The sequence below is a fragment of the Variovorax sp. MPBD4-3 genome, assembly GCF_058809745.1.
The window spans coordinates 57,708-78,505 of the sequence record NZ_JBXASW010000014.1; the positions used below are offsets into that span (position 1 = coordinate 57,708).

Annotated in this window: 22 protein-coding genes; 10 read left to right on the forward strand and 12 right to left on the reverse strand. The window is 69.0% G+C overall.

Going from position 1 to position 20,798, the window contains the following annotated elements; translation table 11 throughout:
* The first annotated feature begins 122 nt into the window (after positions 1-122).
* Entirely contained in the window at positions 123-1,331 is a 1,209-nt protein-coding gene (gene tyrS, locus AC1RVW_RS11330) for a tyrosine--tRNA ligase (protein ID WP_081269693.1), read from the forward strand.
* Between the two features lie 11 nt (positions 1,332-1,342).
* On the opposite strand, the gene AC1RVW_RS11335 is transcribed toward tyrS, so the two are convergent.
* Positions 1,343-1,942 carry an OmpA family protein gene (locus AC1RVW_RS11335; protein WP_493199943.1) on the reverse strand — a complete coding sequence of 200 codons (600 nt, stop codon included), beginning with the start codon at positions 1,940-1,942 and terminating at the stop codon, positions 1,343-1,345.
* Positions 1,939-2,403 carry a FecR family protein gene (locus tag AC1RVW_RS11340; protein ID WP_285414203.1) on the reverse strand — a complete coding sequence of 155 codons (465 nt, stop codon included), beginning with the start codon at positions 2,401-2,403 and terminating at the stop codon, positions 1,939-1,941. The genes AC1RVW_RS11335 and AC1RVW_RS11340 overlap by 4 nt, the downstream gene beginning before the upstream one ends.
* 151 nt (positions 2,404-2,554) lie before the next feature.
* Here AC1RVW_RS11340 and AC1RVW_RS11345 point away from each other — a divergent pair, with 151 nt between their 5' ends.
* Together AC1RVW_RS11345 and dtd are read left to right on the forward strand one after the other, a co-directional pair.
* Positions 2,555-3,472: a cation diffusion facilitator family transporter gene (locus tag AC1RVW_RS11345; RefSeq protein ID WP_493199946.1), complete on the forward strand. Its 918-nt coding sequence runs from the start codon at positions 2,555-2,557 to the stop codon at positions 3,470-3,472.
* Positions 3,469-3,912, forward strand: coding sequence for a D-aminoacyl-tRNA deacylase (gene dtd / locus AC1RVW_RS11350; protein WP_106936757.1), 444 nt, complete (start codon positions 3,469-3,471; stop codon positions 3,910-3,912). The genes AC1RVW_RS11345 and dtd overlap by 4 nt, the downstream gene beginning before the upstream one ends.
* Positions 3,913-3,926: 14 nt before the next feature.
* Here the strand turns inward: dtd and ybeY are convergent, their stop codons facing one another.
* A complete protein-coding gene (ybeY, locus tag AC1RVW_RS11355) occupies positions 3,927-4,394 on the reverse strand; it encodes an rRNA maturation RNase YbeY (RefSeq protein WP_106936758.1) in 468 nt (155 codons plus the stop codon).
* A 1-nt stretch (position 4,395) separates the two neighbouring features.
* Positions 4,396-5,352 carry a PhoH family protein gene (locus tag AC1RVW_RS11360; RefSeq protein ID WP_493199949.1) on the reverse strand — a complete coding sequence of 319 codons (957 nt, stop codon included), beginning with the start codon at positions 5,350-5,352 and terminating at the stop codon, positions 4,396-4,398.
* 20 nt (positions 5,353-5,372) lie between these two features.
* On the opposite strand from AC1RVW_RS11360, the gene ruvA reads away from it, so the two are divergent.
* Both ruvA and AC1RVW_RS11370 read left to right on the forward strand, forming a co-directional pair.
* A complete protein-coding gene (ruvA, locus tag AC1RVW_RS11365) occupies positions 5,373-5,945 on the forward strand; it encodes a Holliday junction branch migration protein RuvA (RefSeq protein ID WP_106936759.1) in 573 nt (190 codons plus the stop codon).
* Entirely contained in the window at positions 5,942-6,829 is an 888-nt protein-coding gene (locus AC1RVW_RS11370) for a hypothetical protein (RefSeq protein ID WP_493199951.1), read from the forward strand. The genes ruvA and AC1RVW_RS11370 overlap by 4 nt, the downstream gene beginning before the upstream one ends.
* Positions 6,830-6,852: 23 nt before the next feature.
* Here the strand turns inward: AC1RVW_RS11370 and AC1RVW_RS11375 are convergent, their stop codons facing one another.
* Genes AC1RVW_RS11375 through AC1RVW_RS11405 form a run of 7 tightly spaced genes read right to left on the reverse strand, consistent with a single transcriptional unit; the run spans position 6,853 to position 13,337 of the window.
* Positions 6,853-7,407, reverse strand: coding sequence for a YdeI/OmpD-associated family protein (locus AC1RVW_RS11375; RefSeq protein WP_493200027.1), 555 nt, complete (start codon positions 7,405-7,407; stop codon positions 6,853-6,855).
* A 44-nt stretch (positions 7,408-7,451) separates the two neighbouring features.
* Positions 7,452-8,405: a phosphatidate cytidylyltransferase gene (locus AC1RVW_RS11380; RefSeq protein WP_081269701.1), complete on the reverse strand. Its 954-nt coding sequence runs from the start codon at positions 8,403-8,405 to the stop codon at positions 7,452-7,454.
* Positions 8,402-9,082, reverse strand: coding sequence for a lysophospholipid acyltransferase family protein (locus tag AC1RVW_RS11385; RefSeq protein WP_106937665.1), 681 nt, complete (start codon positions 9,080-9,082; stop codon positions 8,402-8,404). The genes AC1RVW_RS11380 and AC1RVW_RS11385 overlap by 4 nt, the downstream gene beginning before the upstream one ends.
* 50 nt (positions 9,083-9,132) lie before the next feature.
* On the reverse strand, positions 9,133-9,585 hold the full coding sequence (locus AC1RVW_RS11390) for a hypothetical protein (RefSeq protein WP_493199954.1): 453 nt from the start codon (positions 9,583-9,585) through the stop codon (positions 9,133-9,135).
* Positions 9,578-10,924, reverse strand: a complete 1,347-nt coding sequence (locus tag AC1RVW_RS11395; RefSeq protein ID WP_493199956.1) for a phosphatase PAP2/dual specificity phosphatase family protein — start codon at positions 10,922-10,924, stop codon at positions 9,578-9,580. Before AC1RVW_RS11395 ends, AC1RVW_RS11390 begins: the two co-directional genes overlap by 8 nt.
* The gene (locus AC1RVW_RS11400) at positions 10,921-12,687 is read right to left on the reverse strand and encodes a bifunctional alpha/beta hydrolase/class I SAM-dependent methyltransferase (RefSeq protein ID WP_493199958.1); all 1,767 of its coding nucleotides are present in this window, start codon (positions 12,685-12,687) and stop codon (positions 10,921-10,923) included. The genes AC1RVW_RS11395 and AC1RVW_RS11400 overlap by 4 nt, the downstream gene beginning before the upstream one ends.
* Positions 12,688-12,713: 26 nt before the next feature.
* Complete coding sequence (locus AC1RVW_RS11405) at positions 12,714-13,337, reverse strand: CDP-alcohol phosphatidyltransferase family protein (protein WP_081271132.1); 624 nt, start codon at positions 13,335-13,337, stop codon at positions 12,714-12,716.
* An 84-nt stretch (positions 13,338-13,421) separates the two neighbouring features.
* On the opposite strand from AC1RVW_RS11405, the gene ruvB reads away from it, so the two are divergent.
* Positions 13,422-14,486, forward strand: coding sequence for a Holliday junction branch migration DNA helicase RuvB (gene ruvB / locus AC1RVW_RS11410; protein ID WP_081271131.1), 1,065 nt, complete (start codon positions 13,422-13,424; stop codon positions 14,484-14,486).
* Between the two features lie 7 nt (positions 14,487-14,493).
* The gene (dmeF, locus tag AC1RVW_RS11415) at positions 14,494-15,441 is read left to right on the forward strand and encodes a CDF family Co(II)/Ni(II) efflux transporter DmeF (protein ID WP_493199961.1); all 948 of its coding nucleotides are present in this window, start codon (positions 14,494-14,496) and stop codon (positions 15,439-15,441) included.
* A 121-nt stretch (positions 15,442-15,562) separates the two neighbouring features.
* On the opposite strand, the gene AC1RVW_RS11420 is transcribed toward dmeF, so the two are convergent.
* Positions 15,563-17,305, reverse strand: a complete 1,743-nt coding sequence (locus AC1RVW_RS11420) for a lysoplasmalogenase family protein (protein ID WP_493199963.1) — start codon at positions 17,303-17,305, stop codon at positions 15,563-15,565.
* 94 nt (positions 17,306-17,399) lie between these two features.
* Here AC1RVW_RS11420 and AC1RVW_RS11425 point away from each other — a divergent pair, with 94 nt between their 5' ends.
* The 3 genes from AC1RVW_RS11425 (at position 17,400) to AC1RVW_RS11435 (ending at position 20,743) form a co-directional block, all read left to right on the forward strand.
* On the forward strand, positions 17,400-18,269 hold the full coding sequence (locus AC1RVW_RS11425) for a UDP-2,3-diacylglucosamine diphosphatase (RefSeq protein WP_493199965.1): 870 nt from the start codon (positions 17,400-17,402) through the stop codon (positions 18,267-18,269).
* 94 nt (positions 18,270-18,363) lie between these two features.
* Complete coding sequence (locus tag AC1RVW_RS11430) at positions 18,364-19,581, forward strand: acyl-CoA dehydrogenase family protein (RefSeq protein WP_493199967.1); 1,218 nt, start codon at positions 18,364-18,366, stop codon at positions 19,579-19,581.
* A gap of 10 nt (positions 19,582-19,591) precedes the next feature.
* Complete coding sequence (locus AC1RVW_RS11435; RefSeq protein ID WP_493199969.1) at positions 19,592-20,743, forward strand: acyl-CoA dehydrogenase family protein; 1,152 nt, start codon at positions 19,592-19,594, stop codon at positions 20,741-20,743.
* Positions 20,744-20,798: the final 55 nt, after the last annotated feature.

Below are 20,798 nucleotides of genomic sequence, written 5' to 3' on the forward strand. Positions count from 1 at the left end.
CAGGAGACGGTGCGGAAAAAAGCGCCGCTTAGAATCCGGCGCTTGAAAAGTCGGGCTGAGTATAGCTTCGGCACCCCAAAAGTCAGCCAAAAAAGCCCGTAAAGGCCGAATCTGTTACATCCATGAGCCTCTCAAATAGTGTAGGACGCGCGCTCGAAATATCCCTCCGGGGCGCTGACGAGCTGCTGCCGCAGGACGAATGGGTGCGCAAGCTGCAGCGCTCCGAAGCCACCGGGACGCCCCTGCGCATCAAGCTGGGCCTGGACCCGACCGCGCCGGACATCCACATCGGCCACACCGTGGTGCTCAACAAGATGCGCCAGCTGCAGGACCTGGGCCACCGGGTGATCTTCCTGATCGGCGACTTCACCAGCACCATCGGCGACCCCTCCGGCCGTAACAACACCCGCCCGCCGCTCACCCGCGAGCAGATCGAGGCCAACGCCCAGACTTATTACAAGCAGGCCAGCCTGGTGCTGGACCCCGAGAAGACCGAGATCCGCTACAACTCCGAGTGGAGCGACCCGCTGGGCGCGCGCGGCATGATCCAGCTGGCTGCCAAGTACACGGTCGCCCGCATGATGGAGCGCGACGACTTCAACAAGCGCTTCAAGGCCGGCCAGTCGATTTCGGTGCACGAGTTCCTCTACCCGCTGATGCAGGGCTACGACTCGGTCGCGCTCAAGAGCGACCTCGAACTGGGCGGCACCGACCAGAAGTTCAACCTGCTCGTCGGCCGCCACCTCCAGCAGGAATACGGCCAGGAACCGCAGTGCATACTGACCATGCCGCTGCTGGAAGGCCTCGACGGCGTCGAGAAGATGTCGAAGAGCAAGAACAACTACATCGGCATCAGCGAGGACGCCAACACCATGTTCGCCAAGGTGCTGTCGATTTCCGACGACCTGATGTGGCGCTGGTACACGCTGCTGAGCTTCCAGTCGCTCGAGCAGATCGCGGCGCTGAAGGCCGAGATCGAGGGCGGCCGCAACCCGAAGGACGCCAAGGTCGCGCTGGCCAAGGAAATCACCGCGCGCTTCCATAGCGCGGCAGCGGCCGAGGCGGCCGAGCAGGATTTCATCAACCGCAGCAAGGGCGGCGTGCCCGACGAGATTCCCGAAGTGGCGCTGAGCGGCGCGCCGCTGGGCATCGCCCAGGTGCTCAAGCAGGCCAACCTGGCGCCGTCGACTTCGGAGGGCAACCGCCTGATCGACGGCGGCGGCGTGCGGATCGACTCCGCCGTGGTCAGCGACAAGGCGCTGAAGCTGCCTGCGGGCAGCTACGTGGTGCAGGTCGGCAAGCGCAAGTTCGCGCGCGTGACGCTGAGCTGACCGGGACGGCGCTAGCGGACTTCGATGGTGACGCGCCGGTTGCGCGGCTCGTCCACGTCGTCCGCGGTCGGCACCGCCAGTTCGCGCTCGCCGCGCCCGACAGCCTCGATGCGGCGCGACGGGAACTGGCGTTCCACCAGCAGCTGGACCACTTCCTGCGCACGCCGGCGCGACAGCTCGTCGTTCTGCTCGATCGAGCCCTTGGTGTCGGTGTGGCCGGTGACGACGATGTCGCTGCCGCTGCGCGCCTGCGCTTCGGCCAGCGCCTCGGACAAGGTCAGCTGCGAAGACGGCGTGAGCGTGGTGCCGCCGAGCTCGAAATACACCGTGTAGCGCTTCGGCGGCGGCGGGCGCATGTCGAACAGCTGCCTGTTCTCCGCCTGCACCTTGGCCGCGTCGGCCTGGTCGACGACCGGGGCGCCGCTGGCACCGACGGCGGCGGTGGCGCGCTGGTAGGGCTTGGACAGGACTTCTTCCCCGTCCTTGGCGCGAACCACCACTGCGGAAGGCATGCCGTCGGCCTGCGGCAGCAGCACCACGCGCGTGCCGGGTGTCGAGCATGCAGCGAGCGACAGCGCGAGGACGGTGAGGAGTGCTAAACGGGTCTTCATGGGCGCCCGTCCGCTTGAACGATGAAATCGGTGCCACGGATGCCGATGGTGGCTGTCTGGGTTTCAACCCGCACCGCGTCGGGGTTGGTCTTGCCGATCAGGCCGGTGATCATGCGCATCGAGCCGCGCAGCAGCGACAGCAGCATGCCGCCTTCGTGCGTGGTGCCGTCGAAATGGAATTCCTTCAGGTCGAGGCGCGACGCGGGGCCGACCACCAGTGTCGTGTCGTCGCGCATCACCACGGAGGCCGAGGAGTCGGGCCCGGTGACGATGCGGTCCACGGAGCCCAGCGCATCGCCGGGACTGGCGTTGCGGACGGCGCCGCCCGCATCGAGCAGCTGCACGCTGCCGCGCACGGACTTCACGAAGCCTGCCTTCGGTTCGGCGGCGGGCGTCTGGGCCATCGCGGCCGAGCCCACAATGGCGAGGCCGCACAAGGCGATCACGGTTTTTTTCATCATCCTGACTTTTCTGCGCGAGATGTTTCGCAACGGTCACAAATATTAAGGCGAAGGCGTTACATATGGACACGAGGCCGAAAATTCAGCCGGATCTTGCGGCCTATTACCGCTTTTTGCGTGGCCATTCGTCCAAATCCACATCCGATCCCGCATGACGCTGACCCCCAAGACCCTGCTTCGCCTCTCCGTCGCGGTCGCCCTGATCACCATCGTGCTCAAGGGAACGGCTGGCTACATCACCAATTCGATGGGCCTGATCTCGGATGCGATGGAGTCCTTCGTCAACCTCGCGAGCGCCATGTTCGCGCTGGCCATGGTGACCATCGCCGAGCGTCCGGCCGACGACGAGCACCCCTACGGCCACCACAAGGCCGAGTACTTCTCCTCGGGCTTCGAGGGCATCCTGATCGTCGGCGCGGCCATCGCGATCCTCTGGGTGTCGGTGCAGCGCCTGCTGTCGCCGCAGCCTCTGGAGCAGGTCGGCTGGGGCCTGGCGCTGTCGGTCGTGAGCTCGGGCCTCAACGCCGGGCTGGCCGTGATGCTGTTCCGGGCGGCCCGCGAATGCCGCTCCATCGCCCTGGAGGCCGACGGCCGCCATCTGATGACCGACGTCTGGACCTCGGCCGCGGTGGTGATCGGCATCGTCGGCGTGCAGCTCAGCGGCTGGCTCTGGCTCGATCCGGTGCTGGCCATCGGCGTGGCGCTCAACATCGTGCGCGAGGGCGCGAAGCTGGTGTGGCGCTCGTCCCAGGGGCTCATGGACCGCGCGCTCGACCCCGAGACGCTCGCCACCGTGCGCGCCACCCTTGACGCTTTCGCCGCCCGCATGCCCGAAGGCACCCGGCTGCGCTTCGACGACATGGTGACGCGCAGCGCCGGCCAGCGCCGCTTTGCCGACCTCCACATGCACGTGCCCGGCGACTGGACGCTGCAGCACGCCGCCAGCATGCGCGACCAGCTCGAGCAGTCCCTGATGGACGCCGTGCCGGGCCTGCGCGTCACCATCCAGCTCCTGCCCCTGACCATGGAAGCCCGCGCCACCCAGGCCGGCGAACATCACTCCCCATGAAAGCCGTTCTCCAGCGTGTCGCCCATGCACGCGTCGACATTTCGGGCCGCACCGTCGGCGCCATCGATTCCGGCCTGCTCGTGCTGCTGTGCGCCGAGCGCGGCGATGTCGATGCGCTGGCCGACCGCATGCTCGCCAAGATCCTCAAGCTGCGCATCTTTGCCGACGAGGCCGGCAAGATGAACCGCAGCGTGCAGGACATCGGCGGCGGCCTGCTGGTGGTGAGCCAGTTCACGCTGGCGGCCGACGCGAGCGGCGGCAACCGTCCCAGCTTCACACAGGCGGCGCCGCCCGACGAGGGGCGCCGGCTCTACGAATATTTCGTGGCGCAGGCCCGTGCCGCGCACCCGGTGGTGGCCACCGGCGAATTCGGCGCGGACATGCAGGTGCACCTGCTGAACGACGGGCCGGTGACGATCCCGCTGCAGATGACGGCGTAGCCGCCGCCGCCCGGCTACTTGCCGTACGGGCTGCGGATGCCCAGGCCCGCGAGGATCTCGATCTCGCAGGCCTCCATCTCGTCGGCGTCGGCCTCGCTGGTCTCGTGGTCCCAGCCCTGCGCATGCAGCGTGCCGTGCACCAGCAGATGCGCATAGTGGTCGGCCAGGGTCTTGCGGTTTTCCTTGGCCTCGCGCGCCACCACCGGCGCGCACAGCACCAGGTCGGCCATCACCAGCGGGCTCTGCGCATAGTCGAAGGTCAGTACGTTGGTGGCGTAGTCCTTGCCGCGGAACTCGCGGTTCAGGCGCTGGCCTTCCTCGGCATCGACGATGCGCACGGTGATCTCGCCGTCGATGTCCAGCGCATGGCGGATCCAGCGCGTCACGCTGTGGCGCGGCAATGCGGCGCGGTGCCGCTCCACGCCCTTGAAGCGGCCGAACTGCAGCGACAGGGACAGTGCCGGGAGCTTCGATGCGGCCATCTCAGTGCGCTCCCGCGCGCTTGCGCTGGCCGTCGTAGGCGTCGACGATCTTCGCCACCAGCGGGTGGCGCACCACGTCGGCGCTGGTGAAGTGCGTCATGGCGATGCCGCTCACGCGCTTGAGCACGCGCTCGGCGTCGATCAGGCCGCTCAACTGCTGCTTGGGCAGGTCGATCTGGCTCACGTCGCCCGTCACCACCGCGCGCGCGCCGAAGCCGATGCGCGTGAGGAACATCTTCATCTGCTCGGGCGTGGTGTTCTGCGCCTCGTCGAGGATCACGAAGGCGTTGTTCAGCGTGCGCCCGCGCATGAAGGCCAGCGGCGCGATCTCCAGCGCGTTGCGCTCGAAGGCCTTCTGCACCTTCTCGTAGCCCATCAGGTCGTAGAGCGCGTCGTACAGCGGGCGCAGGTAGGGGTCGACCTTCTGCGTCAGGTCGCCGGGCAGGAAGCCGAGCCGCTCGCCCGCTTCCACGGCCGGACGCGTGAGCACGATGCGCTGCACCGCCGCGCGCTCCAGCGCATCGACCGCGCAGGCCACCGCGAGGTAGGTCTTGCCGGTGCCGGCCGGGCCGATGCCGAAGGTGATGTCGTGCTTGGCGATGTTGTCCAGGTAGACCGCCTGGGTGGGGGTGCGCGCGCGCAGGTCGGTGCGGCGGGTGACCAGCATCGCGATGTCGTCGTCGCCCTCGAGCATCGAGCCGTCGCCGGCCAGCGTGAGCTGCACCACGGCCGGGTCGATCGTGCGCTGGGCGATCTCATAGAGCGCCTGCAGCACGTCCATCGCGCGCTGGGCGGCGGCCTTGGGGCCGTCGACCTTGAACTGCTCGTGGCGGTGCGCGATCTTCACGCCCAGCGCTTCCTCGATGCGGCGCAGGTGCGCGTCCAAAGGTCCGCACAGGTGGGCGAGGCGCGAATTGTTCAGTGGGGTAAAGGTGTGTCGCAGAATCACGCCGGACATTTCAAGGAAAAAGGGCACCCATGATAGGCAAACTCACCGGCACGCTGGCCGAACGCAATCCACCGCAGGTGGTGGTGGACTGCAACGGCGTCGGCTACGAGGTCGATGTGCCGATGAGCACGTTCTACAACCTGCCGAACGTCGGCGCGAAGGTGTCGCTGCTCACGCACTTCGTCGTGCGCGAGGACGCGCAGATTCTCTACGGCTTCGGTACCGCCGAGGAGCGTGCGGCTTTTCGCCAGCTCATCAAGATCACCGGCGTGGGGCCGCGCACCGCGCTGGGCCTGCTGTCGGGCATGAGCGTGGGCGAGCTGGCGCAGGCGATCACCACCCAGGAGCTGGGCCGGCTCGTGAAGATCCCGGGCATCGGCAAGAAGACCGCCGAACGGCTGCTGCTGGAGTTGAAGGGCAAGCTCGGCGCCGACATCGGACTGCCGGCGCATGCGGCCTCCGACGCGCAGGCCGACATCCTCCAGGCGCTGATCGCGCTGGGGTACAGCGACAAGGAAGCCGCGCTCGCGCTGAAGGCTTTGCCGAAGGACGCGACGGTGAGCGAGGGCATCAAGCTCGCGCTGAAGTCGCTGGCCAAGTGAGCCTGCGCGGAGCCTGGTCACGCGTCCAGGCGCTTGGCCAGGAGTCGGTCCGCAGCGACGAACTGCTGATGCGCGCGGCCCATGTCGGCTGCGTGCCGATCCTGCTGGCCTACGGCTGCGCGGGGCTCGTGTACGGCAACCTGCCGATGTTCACCCCGATCGGCTTCGTCGACATGCCGGGCGCCTGCGCCTGGCTGACGGCCGCGATGGCCTTTGCGCTGGCGATCTTCGCCATCGACTGGCTGGTGCGCGGCGCGCTGTCGGTGGCGCCGCCGCCGGTCATTGTGGTGAAGCGGGTCTGGCGGCCGGGGCAATTTCCGTCGCCCGCGCTGCCGGCGCATGCCTTTGCGCAGCCGCGCTCTTCTCCCTTGCGCATCGGCTGCCTGAGCGTCGCGGCCGTGGCCTGTGCGTCCGCGCTGGTGGGGCGCATCACGCTCTCGCTGGGCTGGCAGGCCTTTGCGCGCCCCGGCGGCCTGGCGCCGCAGGCGGAATGGCCGCTCTACCCGCTGCAATGGGTCTGGCCGTGGCTGCTGCCGCTGGCCCGCGACCGCTTCGTGCTCGGGCTCATCGGTGTCGGCGTGGCGTTGTTCGTGGCGGCGCAGCTGATGTCGTGGCGCAAGATGCGCGGCGCGTGGTTTCCGCTGCTCACCATCCTGCCGCTGTTGCTGACGCTCAACTTCCTCGGCTCGGCGGGCTTCGACTTCGCCGCCGCGCGCGGGCTCGGCGGCCTGAACGAACCCGACCTGGCGAGCGCGCTCGCGCAGCAGCCCGGGCGCTACAACGTCTTCACCTTCCTGAGCCTCTGGATCGCCATCGGCTTCGGCACGGTCGGCATGATCCTGGGCTTCTGGTTCGGCCGGTCACGACACATGGACGACGACTGACCGCTCGTTGGTGCAGTTCGGTTTCAGGGGTGGATCTTCTCGCCCTTGGCCAGCATCTCGACGAACTGCGCGATGCGGCGCGCGCGGGTCTCGGGCTTCTTCGCGCCCTGGGTGCGGAACAGCACCGCGAAGCGGTTGCGGGAGTCGAGCGTGGCGAAGAACTTCGCGGCCTTCTTGTTGGCGTCCAGCGCGGCCTGCAGGTCGGGCGGCACCGTGGCCGCAGCGACGCCCTCGTAGGCCGCGTCCCAGCGGCCGTCGGCCTTTGCGCGCTCGATCTCGGCCAGCCCGGCCGGCTGCATGCGGCCTTCGTCGATGAGCTTCAGCACCTTGGCGCGGTTGATCTGCGACCAGATGCTGCGCCTGGTGCGCGGCGTGAAGCGCTGCAGAAAGTATTGCGCGTCGTCGCTCTTGCGCTGGCCGTCGATCCAGCCCCAGCACAGCGCCTCTTCCAGCGCGGCGGGGTGGTCGACGGAGGCGATGCCGCTGTCCTTCTTGGCGATGCGCAGCCACACGCCGGCGGCGCTGGCGTGGTGGCGCTCGAGCCAGCGCGTCCACGACGCGGCGTTGGCGCACTCCATCGGCGTGTCGTGCGCCACGCGCTCCGCGTCTTTGGCCGCCTTGCTCACGGCACCCACCAGTAGCGCAGCGCGTGGAAATAGATGGGCGCCGCGAAGATCACCGAATCGAGCCGGTCGAGCATGCCGCCGTGGCCCTCGATCATCGAGCCCCAGTCCTTTACGCCGCGGTCGCGCTTGATGGCCGACATCACCAGCCCGCCGAAGAAGCCCATGAGGCAGATGGTCAGCGCCATCAGCGCCGCCTGCCACGGGTTGAAGGGTGTGGCCCAGTAGAGCGCAGCGCCCAGGGCGGTGGCGCTTGCCACGCCGCCGATCAGGCCTTCCCAGGTCTTGGAAGGCGACAGCTCGGGCGCCACCTTGCGCTTGCCGAAGAGCTTGCCCCACACGTACTGGAGCACGTCGCTGCCCTGCACCACGATGACGAGGAAGGCGATCAGCAGCAGGTTGCGGCCCTCGAAGCCGGGGATCTGCAGCGTCAGCAGCGCGGGCACGTGGCTGATGCAGAACACGCACACCATCAGGCCCCACTGGATCTTCGAGGTGCGCTCCAGGAAGCGCTGCGTGTCGCCGCCCACCGCCGCAAGAATGGGCAGCAGCAGGAAGGCATAGACCGGGATGTAGATGGCGTAGAGCCCGTACCAGTCGATCCAGATCAGGAAGTACTGCCCCGGCAGCGCGAGGTAGAAGGCGAGCGCGATCGCGCCGTGGTCGCCGCGCCGGGTGTAGGCCAGGCTGATGAACTCGCGCAGCGCATAGAAAGAGATCAGGTAGAACAGCACGATCACGCCGCCCTTGCCGAAGGCGAAGGCGATGCCGATCACCGCCACCATCACCCACCACGCGTTGACGCGCGCGTTGAGGTTGTCGATCACCGAGTTGGGCTGGCCATGCGCCACGCGCCACTTGAGCAGCGCACCGATGGCCGAGGCCAGGATGAGCACGCCCGCGACGCCGCCGAACAGCTCCAGCGTGGTCTGGGTGGAAGCGGAGATGTTCATGGCGTCGTCGTCGTCGTTGTTGTTTTTTCTTGTTCGGGAACGCGGTCGTACTCGGGGCGCATGTCGAGCATGGCGGCGCGCGCCCGTGCCAGGAACGACACCTTGTCCTCGCCTTCGCCCAGCGTGATGGGCGTGCCGAAGCGAACCGTGCAGGCCAGCGGAATCGGCAGCAGCACGCCCTTGGGCAGCACGCGCTTCAAGTTCTCGATCCACACCGGCACCAGCCGCACGTTGGGGCAGGCGCGCGCCAGGTGGAAGAGGCCGCTCTTGAGCGGCAGCAGGATGTCGTCGCCGGTGTTGCGCGTGCCTTCCGGGAACATGATGAGCGAGTCGCCGCCTTCCAGCGCCTCCTTCATCTGGTCGACCGGATTGCCGCCCTGGCCCGAGCCGTCGCGCCGGATCATGAGCGCGTTGAACACGTCGCGGCCGATGAAGTTGCGCAGCCTGGAGGCCTCCCAGTAGTCCTGCCCCGCCACCGGCCGCGTGAGCGCGCGCAGGTCGGGCGGCAGCGTCGCCCACAGCAGCACGAAGTCGCCGTGGCTCGTGTGGTTGGCGAAGTACAGCGTCTGCTCGGCCTTGGGGCTGGTGCCCGACCAGATGGCGCGCACGCCGGTCAGCAGGCCGGCCACGCCGATGATGAGTTTCCCCACCACCACGGCGAGCGCGCGCCGCAGCACCGTGCTTTCGGCCGGCGGCTTGTCGTTCTTGTTGTTGTCGTCTGCTTCGGTCAAGAGATGTCCTGTGTCATCAAGGCAAGGAGGAACATGGCGCTCTGGCAGGCCACCACGATGGCGTGGCGCTGCATGAGCTGGCGGGTGCCGGCCACGCGGTCGTCGAGCGGGCGGGTGGTGCGTGGCTGCTGTTGCTGTTGCTGTGTCTCGCGCAGGCCGAGGCTCGACAGCGCGCCGTCGAGCGCCTCCAGCGACGCGATGCGGCCCTTCGCAAGGCCGTCGAACAGCGCCTCGTCGAAGCGCAGCCGGAATGAAAAGTAGCGCTCCAGCGCGCCCAGGATCACGACGGCGCCGAGGCTCATGGTGGCGGTGGTCGAGAGCGAGCGCAGCGTCAGCGCGAGCACCAGCGCCGCGATGCATGTCAGCGCGAAGCCCCACAGGGTCAGCACGGCAGCGGCGCGCAGCAGTCCGGCCAGCGTGGCGCAGGTGGCGCGGTCGTTGTCATTCATGGCTGCGTGTCTCCGCGGCGGGGTTCAGGGCCTCCAGCGATACGCGCCATGCCCGCCGAAGCACGATCTGCGGACGTGCGCGGCGCACCGCGTCTTCGGCCTGCGCGACGCCGCCGGCAGCGCCGTAGCGGTCCAGCCAGGCGATCACCGCGGCGGCGCTGCGCGAGAAGCCGAGCGCGCAGCACACCCACACCGGCGCGCCGCCGGCAGCGCGGCGCTGCCCTTCGATGACCGCCGCCGCGCGCTGCAGCCGCGCCGGCGGCGGCACCGTCAGGTCGAGCAGCGGCACGCAGCGCGCATGCGGCACGCCGGACGGCAACTGCAGCTCGGCGCAAAGGCTCACCAGCCGGGGCCGGCCGGCCGCGAGCCATTCGGCGTGCGTCGGCCGGCGGCCCAGCCGCACGCCGGGCACCACCTCGACCGAGGCCGGCAGCTTGCGCGTCCAGAGCCAGGCATTGACTGCCGCGCCCAGCCGGTACGGCGCGAACAGCCAGCGCGCGGCCCAGCCCATGCGGCCATGCCCGTCCATCTGGAAACCGCGCGCGCCGAAGCCGACGTAGTTGAGCGCCACCAGCGCGAGCGACGCGGCCGGCCATGCGAGCCACAGCGCGATGCCGCCGCCGTAGAGCGCGGCTGCCAGGAACAGCGCCGCGCCCACGGCGTAGAAACACGCCAGCTTCCATCGCTGCGGGTCGCGGGTGACGCGCCACGCGCGCGGCATCGACACCGCGCGCTCCAGCGCCCACAGCCACACGCAGAACAGCCCGAGCAGCGCACCGGTCGGAATGTCGATGAAGTGGTGCTGCCACGTCGTGAGCACCGACGCGCAGATGGCGAAGGCCCACACATGCAGCACCAGCCGCGCCCACAGCGGGCGGATGAACTGCCGGTACCAGTCCCACAGGATCACCGCCAGCGCGATGTGCAGCGACGGCGCCTGGTTGAAGGGCTGGTCGAACCCGCGCAGCGCGTTGAACAGGAAGGCCGGCGCACCGTCGACCGGCGGCTGGCCGAAGCTGAAGTGCAGCGGCCAGAGGATGAAGCAGGTGCAGGCCACCAGTGTGGCCGTCACCAGCCGCAGCGCATGCCGGTCGAGCGTGTGCTTGTTGCGCGCGAGGAACAGCGACAGCGCGTAGAAGACGTTGATCGTCCAGTACGGAAAGATCGTCCACGGCCAGAACGGAATCTGACGCTCCCAGCCGAAGGCCATCGACGGCACGTGGGCCCGCGTGGTCGCCCACCAGTTGGCGAAGCCGTAGGTTGCATAGAACAACGGCCCGAGGAACACCAGCCATGCGGCGGCGCGCTTCCAGGGCCGTCGTGCCAGCCGGGCGTTCATCGCTCGGTGCGCACCGCCAGCGAAACCGTGAAGATGCCCCACTCGTCGATGCGCTGGTCGATCTTGCGGAAGCCCGCTTCCTCCACCAGCTGGTCCATCTCGTACTGGGTGCGGCGGCGCATCACCCAGGCCTCGCCCTGGCGGTGGCTGGTGAGGGCGCGCGCGATCATCTCGAGCTGCGGATGCCAGGGCTGGCCGGTGTAGACCAGGTAGCCGCGGTCTTCCACCGCGTCGCCGACGCCCGCGAGCGAGCGGCGCACCATCTCGTTGTCGGGGAACAGCTCGTACAGGCCCGACACTACCGCCAGCGTGGGCCGCGGCGTGACGCTCGCGAGGCTCATGCGGTCGAAGGCGTCGGCCTGCACGAACTGCGCAACGTCTTCCAGGCCCTTCTCGGCGATGAGCGCGCGGCCGTCGCGCACGTTGATGTCGCTGTAGTCGCGCAGCAGGATCGAGCTGGCCTTGACGGGGCTCGCGAGCACCGCGTCGAGCACGTAGCGGCCGTGGCCGGCGGCGATGTCCATCACGCGCACCTCGCGGTGCATTTCGGCCAGCCGCTCCATCGCGATGCGCAGCAGCTCCTCGACGTGGATCTTGCGCTGGCGGATGCCGCGCCAGCCGATCGACTCCAGGTAGGTCTTGTCGATCGAGCGGCCGATGAACGAGCCGCCCCTGGGCTGGTTGCGGTACACGTAGTCGAGCGTGCTGCCGGAGTCGAAGCCGGTGTCGTGGCCCAGCTTGATGCCCTCGGACATCCTGCCGCCCAGCTTCAGCCCGGCGCGGGTCATGGCCCAGTAGGCGCCGCGCGGCGACAGTGGCGACAGCGGCTCGGCCAGCGCGCGCGACTCGTCGGCGGTGTCGCCGCTCAGGTGCGCCTCGCGGCGGTCGACCGGCACGGCCGGCTCGTCGAAGCGCTGCAGGATGAATTCGCGGATCTGTGCCACCGCCGGCGCCCGGTCTTTCTCGCCCAGCGTGTCGTGGAAGAAGCCCGGCAGCTCGGTTTTGGTCTTCACGGCGCCGCCCAGCCGCTCGAAGAACTGGTGCTGCGGCTTGTGGTGCACCACCCAGTCGGCGCCCGAGATGAGCAGCTGCACCGGCAGCGTGATCGCGTTGGCGTCGGCCACCACGCGGTCGGCCGCCTCGTACAGGCCCAGCAGGATGTTGACCGCGATGGGGCGGCTGATGAGTGGGTCGCTCTCGTAGCTGGCGATGCGCTCGGGGTCGTGCGTGAGGAACTTGGCCTTCACGTAGCTGTTGACGAAGAACAGCCCGCGCAGCTTGTGCATCAGCGCGAGGCCGGGCCGCGCGAACGGCACGTAGAGCTTGACCTTGAAGGCCGGCGAGGCGAGCGTGAGGCCGCGCACCTTGGGCGCGTAGTCGTGCGCCCAGGTGGCGATCAGCACCGCGCCCACGCTTTGCGCGACCACGTGGATGTCGTGCTCGGGCACGCCGTGCGCGGCGCCGATGTGCTGCACGAAGGTCTGCACGTCGCGCACCGAGGTGCCGAAGCTGGGGCTGTAGCCGCGCTGGCCCGGCGAGCGGCCGTGGCCGCGCGCGTCCCAGGCGAAGAAGTCGAAGTCGGGCAGGTCGAGTTCGTCGACCAGGTGCGCCATGCGCGCGCCGTGTTCATGGCCGCGGTGGAACAGCAGGACGGCGCCGCGCCGTGCGCCGCCGGTGGCGGGCCAGTGGCGGTAGAACAGCGATTCGCCGTCGTGCGTCTGGAAGTGGTGTTCTTGCGGAACGCGTTGCGTGATGTCGGTCATTGAATCCCTGTGAGTCTTGTTCTGTGTCAGTGGCTGGCGGGGATGCCCGCCTCGGCCTCGGCCAGCGCGCGGCGGATGCGGTTGGCGATGGTCCAGGCCACCAGCAGCGCCAGCAGCGGCATCAGCCATGCCGTCCAGCCCGGCAGCGGCCATGCCAGCGCCACGTAGAGGCCGAGCGCGCCGAACACGAAGGCCCGGTCGCTCTTGCCCAGCGGGCCGTCGTAGCGGCGCGAGGCGCCCACCGTGGGGCCCAGCGCCCCGGCGAATTCGCTCAGGCCGGCCAGCACGATCACCGTGCCGACCCAGAAGCCGCTGAACGGCGCCACCAGCGCGAAGGGCAGGTAGAGCGCGGCGTCGGAAACCACGTCGGTCAGTTCGTTGAGGAAGGCGCCCAGCCTGCTCTGCTGGTTGTGCTCGCGCGCCAGCATGCCGTCGATGGCGTTGAAGGCCATGCGCAGGAACATCCACATCGGAATGAGCGCGAAGGCGGCCGGCGAGGGCGCCGCGAAGAAGAGCCAGAGCCCGAGCACCACCGACACGACACATGCCGCCAGCGTGACCTGGTTGGCGGTGACGCCCATCGCATGCAGGCGGACCACCAGCGGCCGCAGCAGGGCCTGGAAACGCGGCTTCAGTTCGTAGATCGACACGTGCTGGCTTCCCCTCGTTCTTTGTATGGCCGGAGCATTCTGCCAGTGTGCAGGTACTAAACTCGTAGGCGAAAAACCTCTCTCATGACTATCCAGACAGACGATTTCGCGCCCATCCCCCAACGCGTGGTGTCCGCGGCCCCCGCATCGCCCAACGAAGAGGCGATAGAGCGGGCACTGCGCCCCAAGCTGCTGGACGAGTACGTCGGCCAGGCCAAGGTGCGCGAGCAGCTCGAGATCTTCATCGGCGCCGCGCGCAAGCGCAAGGAGGCGCTCGACCACGTGCTGCTGTTCGGCCCGCCCGGCCTGGGCAAGACCACGCTGTCGCACATCATCGCGGCCGAACTGGGCGTGAACCTGCGCCAGACCTCCGGCCCCGTGCTCGAGAAGCCCAAGGACCTGGCGGCGCTGCTGACCAACCTGGAACCCAACGACGTGCTCTTCATCGACGAGATCCACCGGCTGAGCCCGGTCGTCGAAGAAATCCTGTACCCCGCGCTGGAGGACTACCAGATCGACATCATGATCGGCGAAGGCCCCGCGGCGCGCAGCATCAAGCTCGACCTGCAGCCCTTCACGCTGGTGGGCGCCACCACCCGCGCCGGCATGCTGACCAACCCGCTGCGCGACCGCTTCGGCATCGTGGCGCGGCTGGAGTTCTACACGCCCGAGGAACTGGCGCTGATCGTGCACCGCAGCGCCGGCCTGCTCAAGGTGGAGACCGACGCCGCCGGCGGCTTCGAGATCGCCCGCCGTTCGCGCGGCACGCCCCGCATCGCCAACCGGCTGCTGCGCCGCGTGCGCGACTACGCCGAGGTCAAGGGCAACGGCCGCATCACCGAGGACATCGCGCACAGGGCGCTGGCCATGCTCGACGTCGATCCGCAGGGCTTCGACCTGATGGACCGCAAGCTGCTCGAGGCCGTGATCCACCGCTTCGACGGCGGCCCGGTCGGGCTGGACAACGTGGCGGCCAGCATCGGCGAGGAGCGCGACACCATCGAGGACGTGATCGAGCCCTACCTCATACAGCAGGGCTACCTGCAACGCACGCCGCGCGGTCGCATCGCCACGCTGGCGGCCTACCGCCACCTTGGCGTGGCACCCCCATCGGGTCGCGGCGACGTTCCCGATCTCTTCGGAGCCTGAGCATCCCATGCACACCCATGACCTGAGCGCCTGGCGGCACGACCACCAGTTCGGCGCGGACAACACCTCCGCCGAGCGCAGCACCCGCCTCGTGATGTGGATCACCGCCGTGATGATGGTGGCCGAGATCGGCGCGGGGTGGTGGTTCAACTCGATGGCGCTGCTGGCCGACGGCTGGCACATGAGTTCGCATGCATTGGCCATCGGCCTGAGCGCCTTCGCCTATGCCGCCTCGCGGCGCTATGCGCGCGATCCGCGCTTCGCCTTCGGCACCTGGAAGATCGAAGTGCTCGGCGGCTTTGCCAGCGCGCTGGCGCTGCTGGGCATTGCGGTGCTGATGGTGGTGGGCTCGCTGGAGCGGCTGTGGTCGCCCGCGGCCATCCACTACCCCGAGGCCATCTCGGTGGCGGTGCTGGGGCTGGTGGTCAATCTCGTCTGCGCGCGGCTGCTGGGCGGGGCGCACCACCATCATGGGCACGACCATGGGCATGCACACGACCACGACCACCACCACGGCCATGACCTGAACCTGCGCTCCGCCTACATCCACGTCGTGGCAGACGCCGCCACCTCGGTGCTGGCCATCGCGGCGCTGCTGGGCGGCTGGTTCTACGGCTGGGCCTGGCTCGACCCGGCGATGGGCATCGTCGGCGCGGTGCTGGTGGCGGCCTGGGCCAAGGGGCTGCTGAAGGAAACCGGCAAGGTGCTGCTCGACCGCGAGATGGACCACCCGGTGACCGAGGAAATCCGCGAAGGCGTCGAGACCCTGCTGGCCGATTCGGAAACCCGCGTGGCCGACCTGCATGTGTGGCGCGTGGGCCGCGAGGCTTACGCCTGTGCGCTCACGGTGGTGACGCACTCGCCCACGCTGACGGCCGACCAGGTGCGGGCCTGCTTCTCGATGCACGAGGAGATCCGCCACTCGACGGTGGAAATCCAGCGCTGCGTGGACTAGGTTTTGCCTTGCTCCTTCCCCCTCTGGGGGAAGGTCGGGATGGGGGCAGCAGGGCGCCCATCGAGAGCGCCGCTTGCCCCCACCCCAACCCTCCCCCAGCGGGGGAGGGAGAAATACAGAGTCAGCCCCTCGGCCGCGCGTTCCGCACGATCAGCATCTGCGCCGCGTAATACGTGCCCAGCACCCACAACGACGCCAGCGGCAGCGGCGTCACGAACCGGTTCGTCGCCAGCAGCGAATCGCTCAGCATGAAGAAGCATGCCCCCACCGCGACCCACCGCGCGGATGGGTCCGTGGCGTGCAGCACGGCCGCGCGCCCGATCGCCTGCGCCGCCATGCAGGCGATCACCACCACATAGGCCGCGACCGGAATCCGCAGGGCCGCGGGCAGTCCGCCCAGCCACAGGAACGCATACATGCCCGCGCCGATCAGCAGCGTCGCGGCCAGCACCCCGCGCCGGGGAAACATGCCGACCCCCATGCTGAACAGCGCGATGTACGCCAGGTGTGCCAGCAGGAAGGCCACGAGCCCGGGCACGAACAGCGTCGCCGGGCCCATCAGCAGCACGTCGCCTGCGAGCGAAGCCGCCAGCCCGGCGAGCAGCAGCCCATCGAACCGGGTCACCGTGCCCGCCGCCATCGCACGCCTGGCCACGAAGAAGATCGCGATGGCCAGCGCCAGCGGCTTGAAGACGAGATGCAGCCAGCCGATGCCCAGCGCCGCGCTCGCCGTGGCCAGGGCGGCCGCTTCGATGAACAGCACCTCGGTCACGCTCAGCCGCCCCTGCAGCACACCGCCGATGGCCCACAGGCTCGCCGTCAGCGCGGCGAGCCACACGGCGGCCTGCGGCAGCGGCATGACGTCGGAGAACCACAGGAAGACCACCGCGCAGCCGACCAGCAGCAGGAACTGCAGCCCCGCGAACCACTGCACGCCAAGGCTCACCTCGGGCTCGTAGCGCGTGACCTTGGCGATGTCGAAGGCCGGTTTCGGAAAACGCGCCGCCACGTCCGCCGGCCGCCAGCCCGGCGGCTTGAGCCACACGCGCAGCTTGTCGGCCCAGCTCTTCGCATGCCATGAATCCCTGGCCAGCGCCCAGTACACCTCGGCGTTGGCCCACAGCGGGTCCCAGCTGCGCAGTTCGCCGCGCGTGCCGTACACGCAGCGCTCGTCTTCCTCGCGGAAGGTGCCGAACATGCGGTCCCACACGATCAGGATGCCGCCGTAGTTGCGGTCGAGGTAGCTGTCGTTCACCGCATGGTGCACCCGGTGGTTCGAAGGCGAGCAGAACCAGCGGTCGAACCAGCCCAGCTTGCCCACCTGCTCGGTATGCACCCAGAACTGGTAGAGCAGGTCGATGAGCGCCACCACGCCGAACACCAGCGGCGGCACGCCCGCCACGGCCATCGGCAGGTAGAAGATCCAGCTGAACAGCGCGCCGCTGGAGGTCTGCCGCAAGGCGGTCGACAGGTTGTAGTGCTGGCTCTGGTGGTGCACCACGTGCGCCGCCCACAGCACCGCCGACTCGTGGCCCATGCGGTGCAGCCAGTAGTAGCAGAAGTCGTAGAACACCAGCGCCAGCAGCCAGCCGTACCAGGTGGTCCAGAACTCCTTCGCGGCCTCCAAAGGAAAAAGCGCCACCGCCGAATACACCGCCGAGTAGATGCCGATGCGCAGCAGCCCGGTGAGCACCGCGCTGATCTGGCTCAGCATGCCCAGGCCGATGCTGTTCAACGCGTCGGCCAGGCGGTAGGTGTCGCGTCCCGTGCCACGGCGGGCGCGCGTGCGGCCCACCGCGAATTCGATCGCGATAAGAAGAAAGAAGACAGGCGTTGCAAGAACGATGATCTGACCGGGGCGCATCGCGGCATTGTGGCGTTGCCGGGCGGCAACGCGTCACCGGGATGTCACGGGTGTGCCATCGCGCGGTCATGGGCCGGTGGGAGCCTACCCGTCCATGCAACGCGACGACGCTTTCCTTCGCGCATGGCGCGACACCGCCACCCAGGCCCTCGACCCCGAGGACGAAGATCGCGCACGTCCGCCGCTGCAATTCCGCACCCTCTGGATCTCCGACCTGCACCTGGGCACGCCCGGCTGCCAGGCCCGCGCACTGCTCGATTTCCTGAAGCACACCGAGTGCGAGACCCTGTTCCTGGTCGGCGACATCATCGACGGCTGGCAGCTCAAGCGCCACTGGTACTGGCCGCAGGCGCACAACGACGTGATCCAGAAGCTGCTGCGCAAGGCGCGCAAGGGCACGCGCGTGATCTTCATTCCGGGCAACCACGACGAGTTCGCCCGCAAGTACCTGCATCACAACTTCGGCGGCATCGACGTGGCCGACGAATGGATCCACGAAACGGCCGACGGCCGCAAGCTCTGGATCATCCACGGCGACCTGTTCGACGGCGTGATCCAGTGCGCCAAGTGGCTCGCCTACGTGGGCGACTCGCTCTACGAATTCACGCTCAAGCTCAACCGCCACCTCAATTCGCTGCGCGCGCGCATGGGGCTGCCGTACTGGTCGCTCTCCAAATACCTCAAGGGCAAGGTCAAGCGCGCCGTGAGCTACGTGGGCGACTTCGAGAATGCCGTGGCCCGCGAGGCCCGCAACCGCGGCGCCCAGGGCGTGGTCTGCGGCCACATCCACCATGCCGAGATGCGCGACATCGACGGCATCCTCTACTGCAACGACGGCGACTGGGTCGAGAGCCTGACGGCATTGGCCGAGCACGCCGACGGCAGCCTCGAGATCATCGACTGGGCCCGGCACATGCCCGTGCCGTCGAAGGCGGCGGCGACGCGCGAAGCCGTCGCGGCCTGAGAAGGCTGCTCCCGCCCGATCTTCGTCCGATCCGACGATGCCGCCCGGGCATTCCGGGCGCACACTGCGTGGTGCATTCCAACGGGACGACACCATGGCCTGGACCCTCAGCGCGGCGGAGACCGCATTCCGAGACGAAGTGCGCGACTTCCTCGCGCGCGAACTGACGCCCGAGCTGCGCACGGCCGGCCGCCGCTGCTCCGGCATCTTCACCGACTACGAGTACGGCAACCGCTGGCACCGCATCCTCGCCAAGCGCGGCTGGAGCGTGCCGCACTGGCCCGTGGAGCACGGCGGCACCGGCTGGACGCCGATGCAGCACTACCTTTTCGCGAGCGAACTGGCGGCGGCCGACGCGCCGCCGCGCGCGCCCATGGGCCCTGGCATGGTCGCGCCGGTGATCATCGCCTTCGGCACCGAGGCGCAGAAGCGCGCCTGGCTGCCCGGCATCCGCTCGGGCGAGGACTACTGGTGCCAGGGCTACTCGGAGCCGCAATCGGGCTCCGACCTGGCTTCGCTGCAATGCAGGGCGGTGCGGCAATCCGGCGAAGGCGACCACTACGTCATCAACGGCACCAAGATCTGGACCACGCACGCGCAGTACGCCAACCGCATGTTCTGCCTGGTGCGCACCGCCTCGGGCGGCAAGCCGCAGCAGGGCATCAGCTTCCTGTGCTTCGACATTCCCGCGCCGGGCATCACCATCCGCCCGATCATCAGCATCTCGGGCGACCATGAGCTCAACCAGGTGTTCTTCGACGACGTGCGCGTGCCCGCCGAGGGCCTGATCGGCGAGGAGAACCAGGGCTGGGCCATCGCCAAATATCTGCTGCAGCACGAGCGCGGCGGTGCCTGGGCGCCCATGCTGCGTGCGCGCCTGCGCCGCCTGAGCACCGCGGCCGATGCGGCGTTCTCGGCAAACACCAGCCATGACGGCCATGACGGCGATGAGGCCGGCGACATGGCCCTGCGCCTGGCCGAGATGGACTGCGCCATCGACGCGCTGGAAGCCACCGAGCTGCAGTCGCTGCGCGCTCAGGCACGCGGCGAGCCGCACGGCATCCGTCCGTCGATGGGCAAGGTGCTCGGCTCCGAGCTGCGCCAGCGGCTGACCGAGCTGGGCGTGGAAATCGCCGGCCATTACGCCGCCGCCAGCCTGCCGCTGGACGACGGTCTGGCGGGCGAGCTGCCGATCCCCGAAGAGGCCGTGTTCTCGATGTCGGCCTACCTCAACGACCGCGCCGCTTCGATCTATGCCGGCTCCAACGAGGTGCAGCGCAACATCGTCGCCGCCCACCTGCTCGCCCGCTGAGTCCGCCGCCATGAACACACGCACCGAACAGGAAGACACCCTCTCGATGCTGCGCGACAGCCTCGCGCGCTATCTCGACAACCACCACGGTTTCGAACAGCGCCTGCATGCGCTGGCCAATGCCGGCGATGCGCCGCCGCCGTTCTGGCAGGGCCTGTCGCGCGAACTCGACCTGCTGGGCGCGGCCCTGCCCGAATCGCGCGGCGGCATGGGCTTGGGCATGGCCGCGCACCTGGCGCTGATGGAAACGCTGGGCGGCGCGCTCGCGGCCGAGCCGTACCTGTCGACGATGGTCATCGGCGCGGGCCTGCTGCAGCGCCACCCCGGTACGCTGGCCGACGCCTTGCTCGCGCGCGTCGTCGCGGGGCAGGCCGTGCTGGCCTTTGCGCACGGCGAGCCGCAGAGCCGGCACGACCGGGCCGACGTACGGGTGCGCCTGGTGCGCGAAGGCGACGGCTTCCGGCTCGACGGCCACAAGGCAATCGTGCAGGCCGCGCCGTGGGCCGGCCACCTGATCGTCAGTGCGCGCAGCCGGGGCGCCCCCGGCGATGCGGACGGGCTCTCGCTGGTCGTGGTGCCGAAGGACGCGCCGGGCCTGCGCATGCGCGCCTACCCCACGCGCGACGGCGCTCGTGCCGCCGACATCGTCTTCGACAGCGTGCGCGTACCGTCCGATGCCTTGCTCGGCATCGAAGGCGAGGCGCTGCCGCAGATCGAGCAGGCGCTCGACGAGGCCACGCTCGCCGTCTGCGCCGAGTCCATCGGCGTCATGCGCCGGCTGATGCGCGACACGCTCGACTACGTGCGCCAGCGCAAGCAGTTCGGCGTGCCGATCTCCAGCTTCCAGGTGCTGCAGCACCGGCTGGCCGACATGCACATGGCGCTGGAACAGGCCGATGCGCTCACCGCGAGCGTGGGCGAGTCGATCGACGACGCCGCGCCGCATGAGCGCGCACGCGCCGTGTCGTCCGCCAAGGTGGCGGTCGCCAAGGCCTGCCGGGCCGTGGGGCAGGGCGCGGTGCAGATGCACGGCGGCATGGGCATGACCGAGGAACTGGCCGTGGGCCACTACTTCCGGCGCGCCACGCTCATCGAGACCCAGTTCGGCCCGCCCGCATGGCATTTGCGCCGCGTGGCGCGGTGGCGAGGTGGCGCGGCCTGACTCGATGCATCGGGCGCCGCATTCGTCGCTTTGGACGATGCAGCGCCGCCGCCCG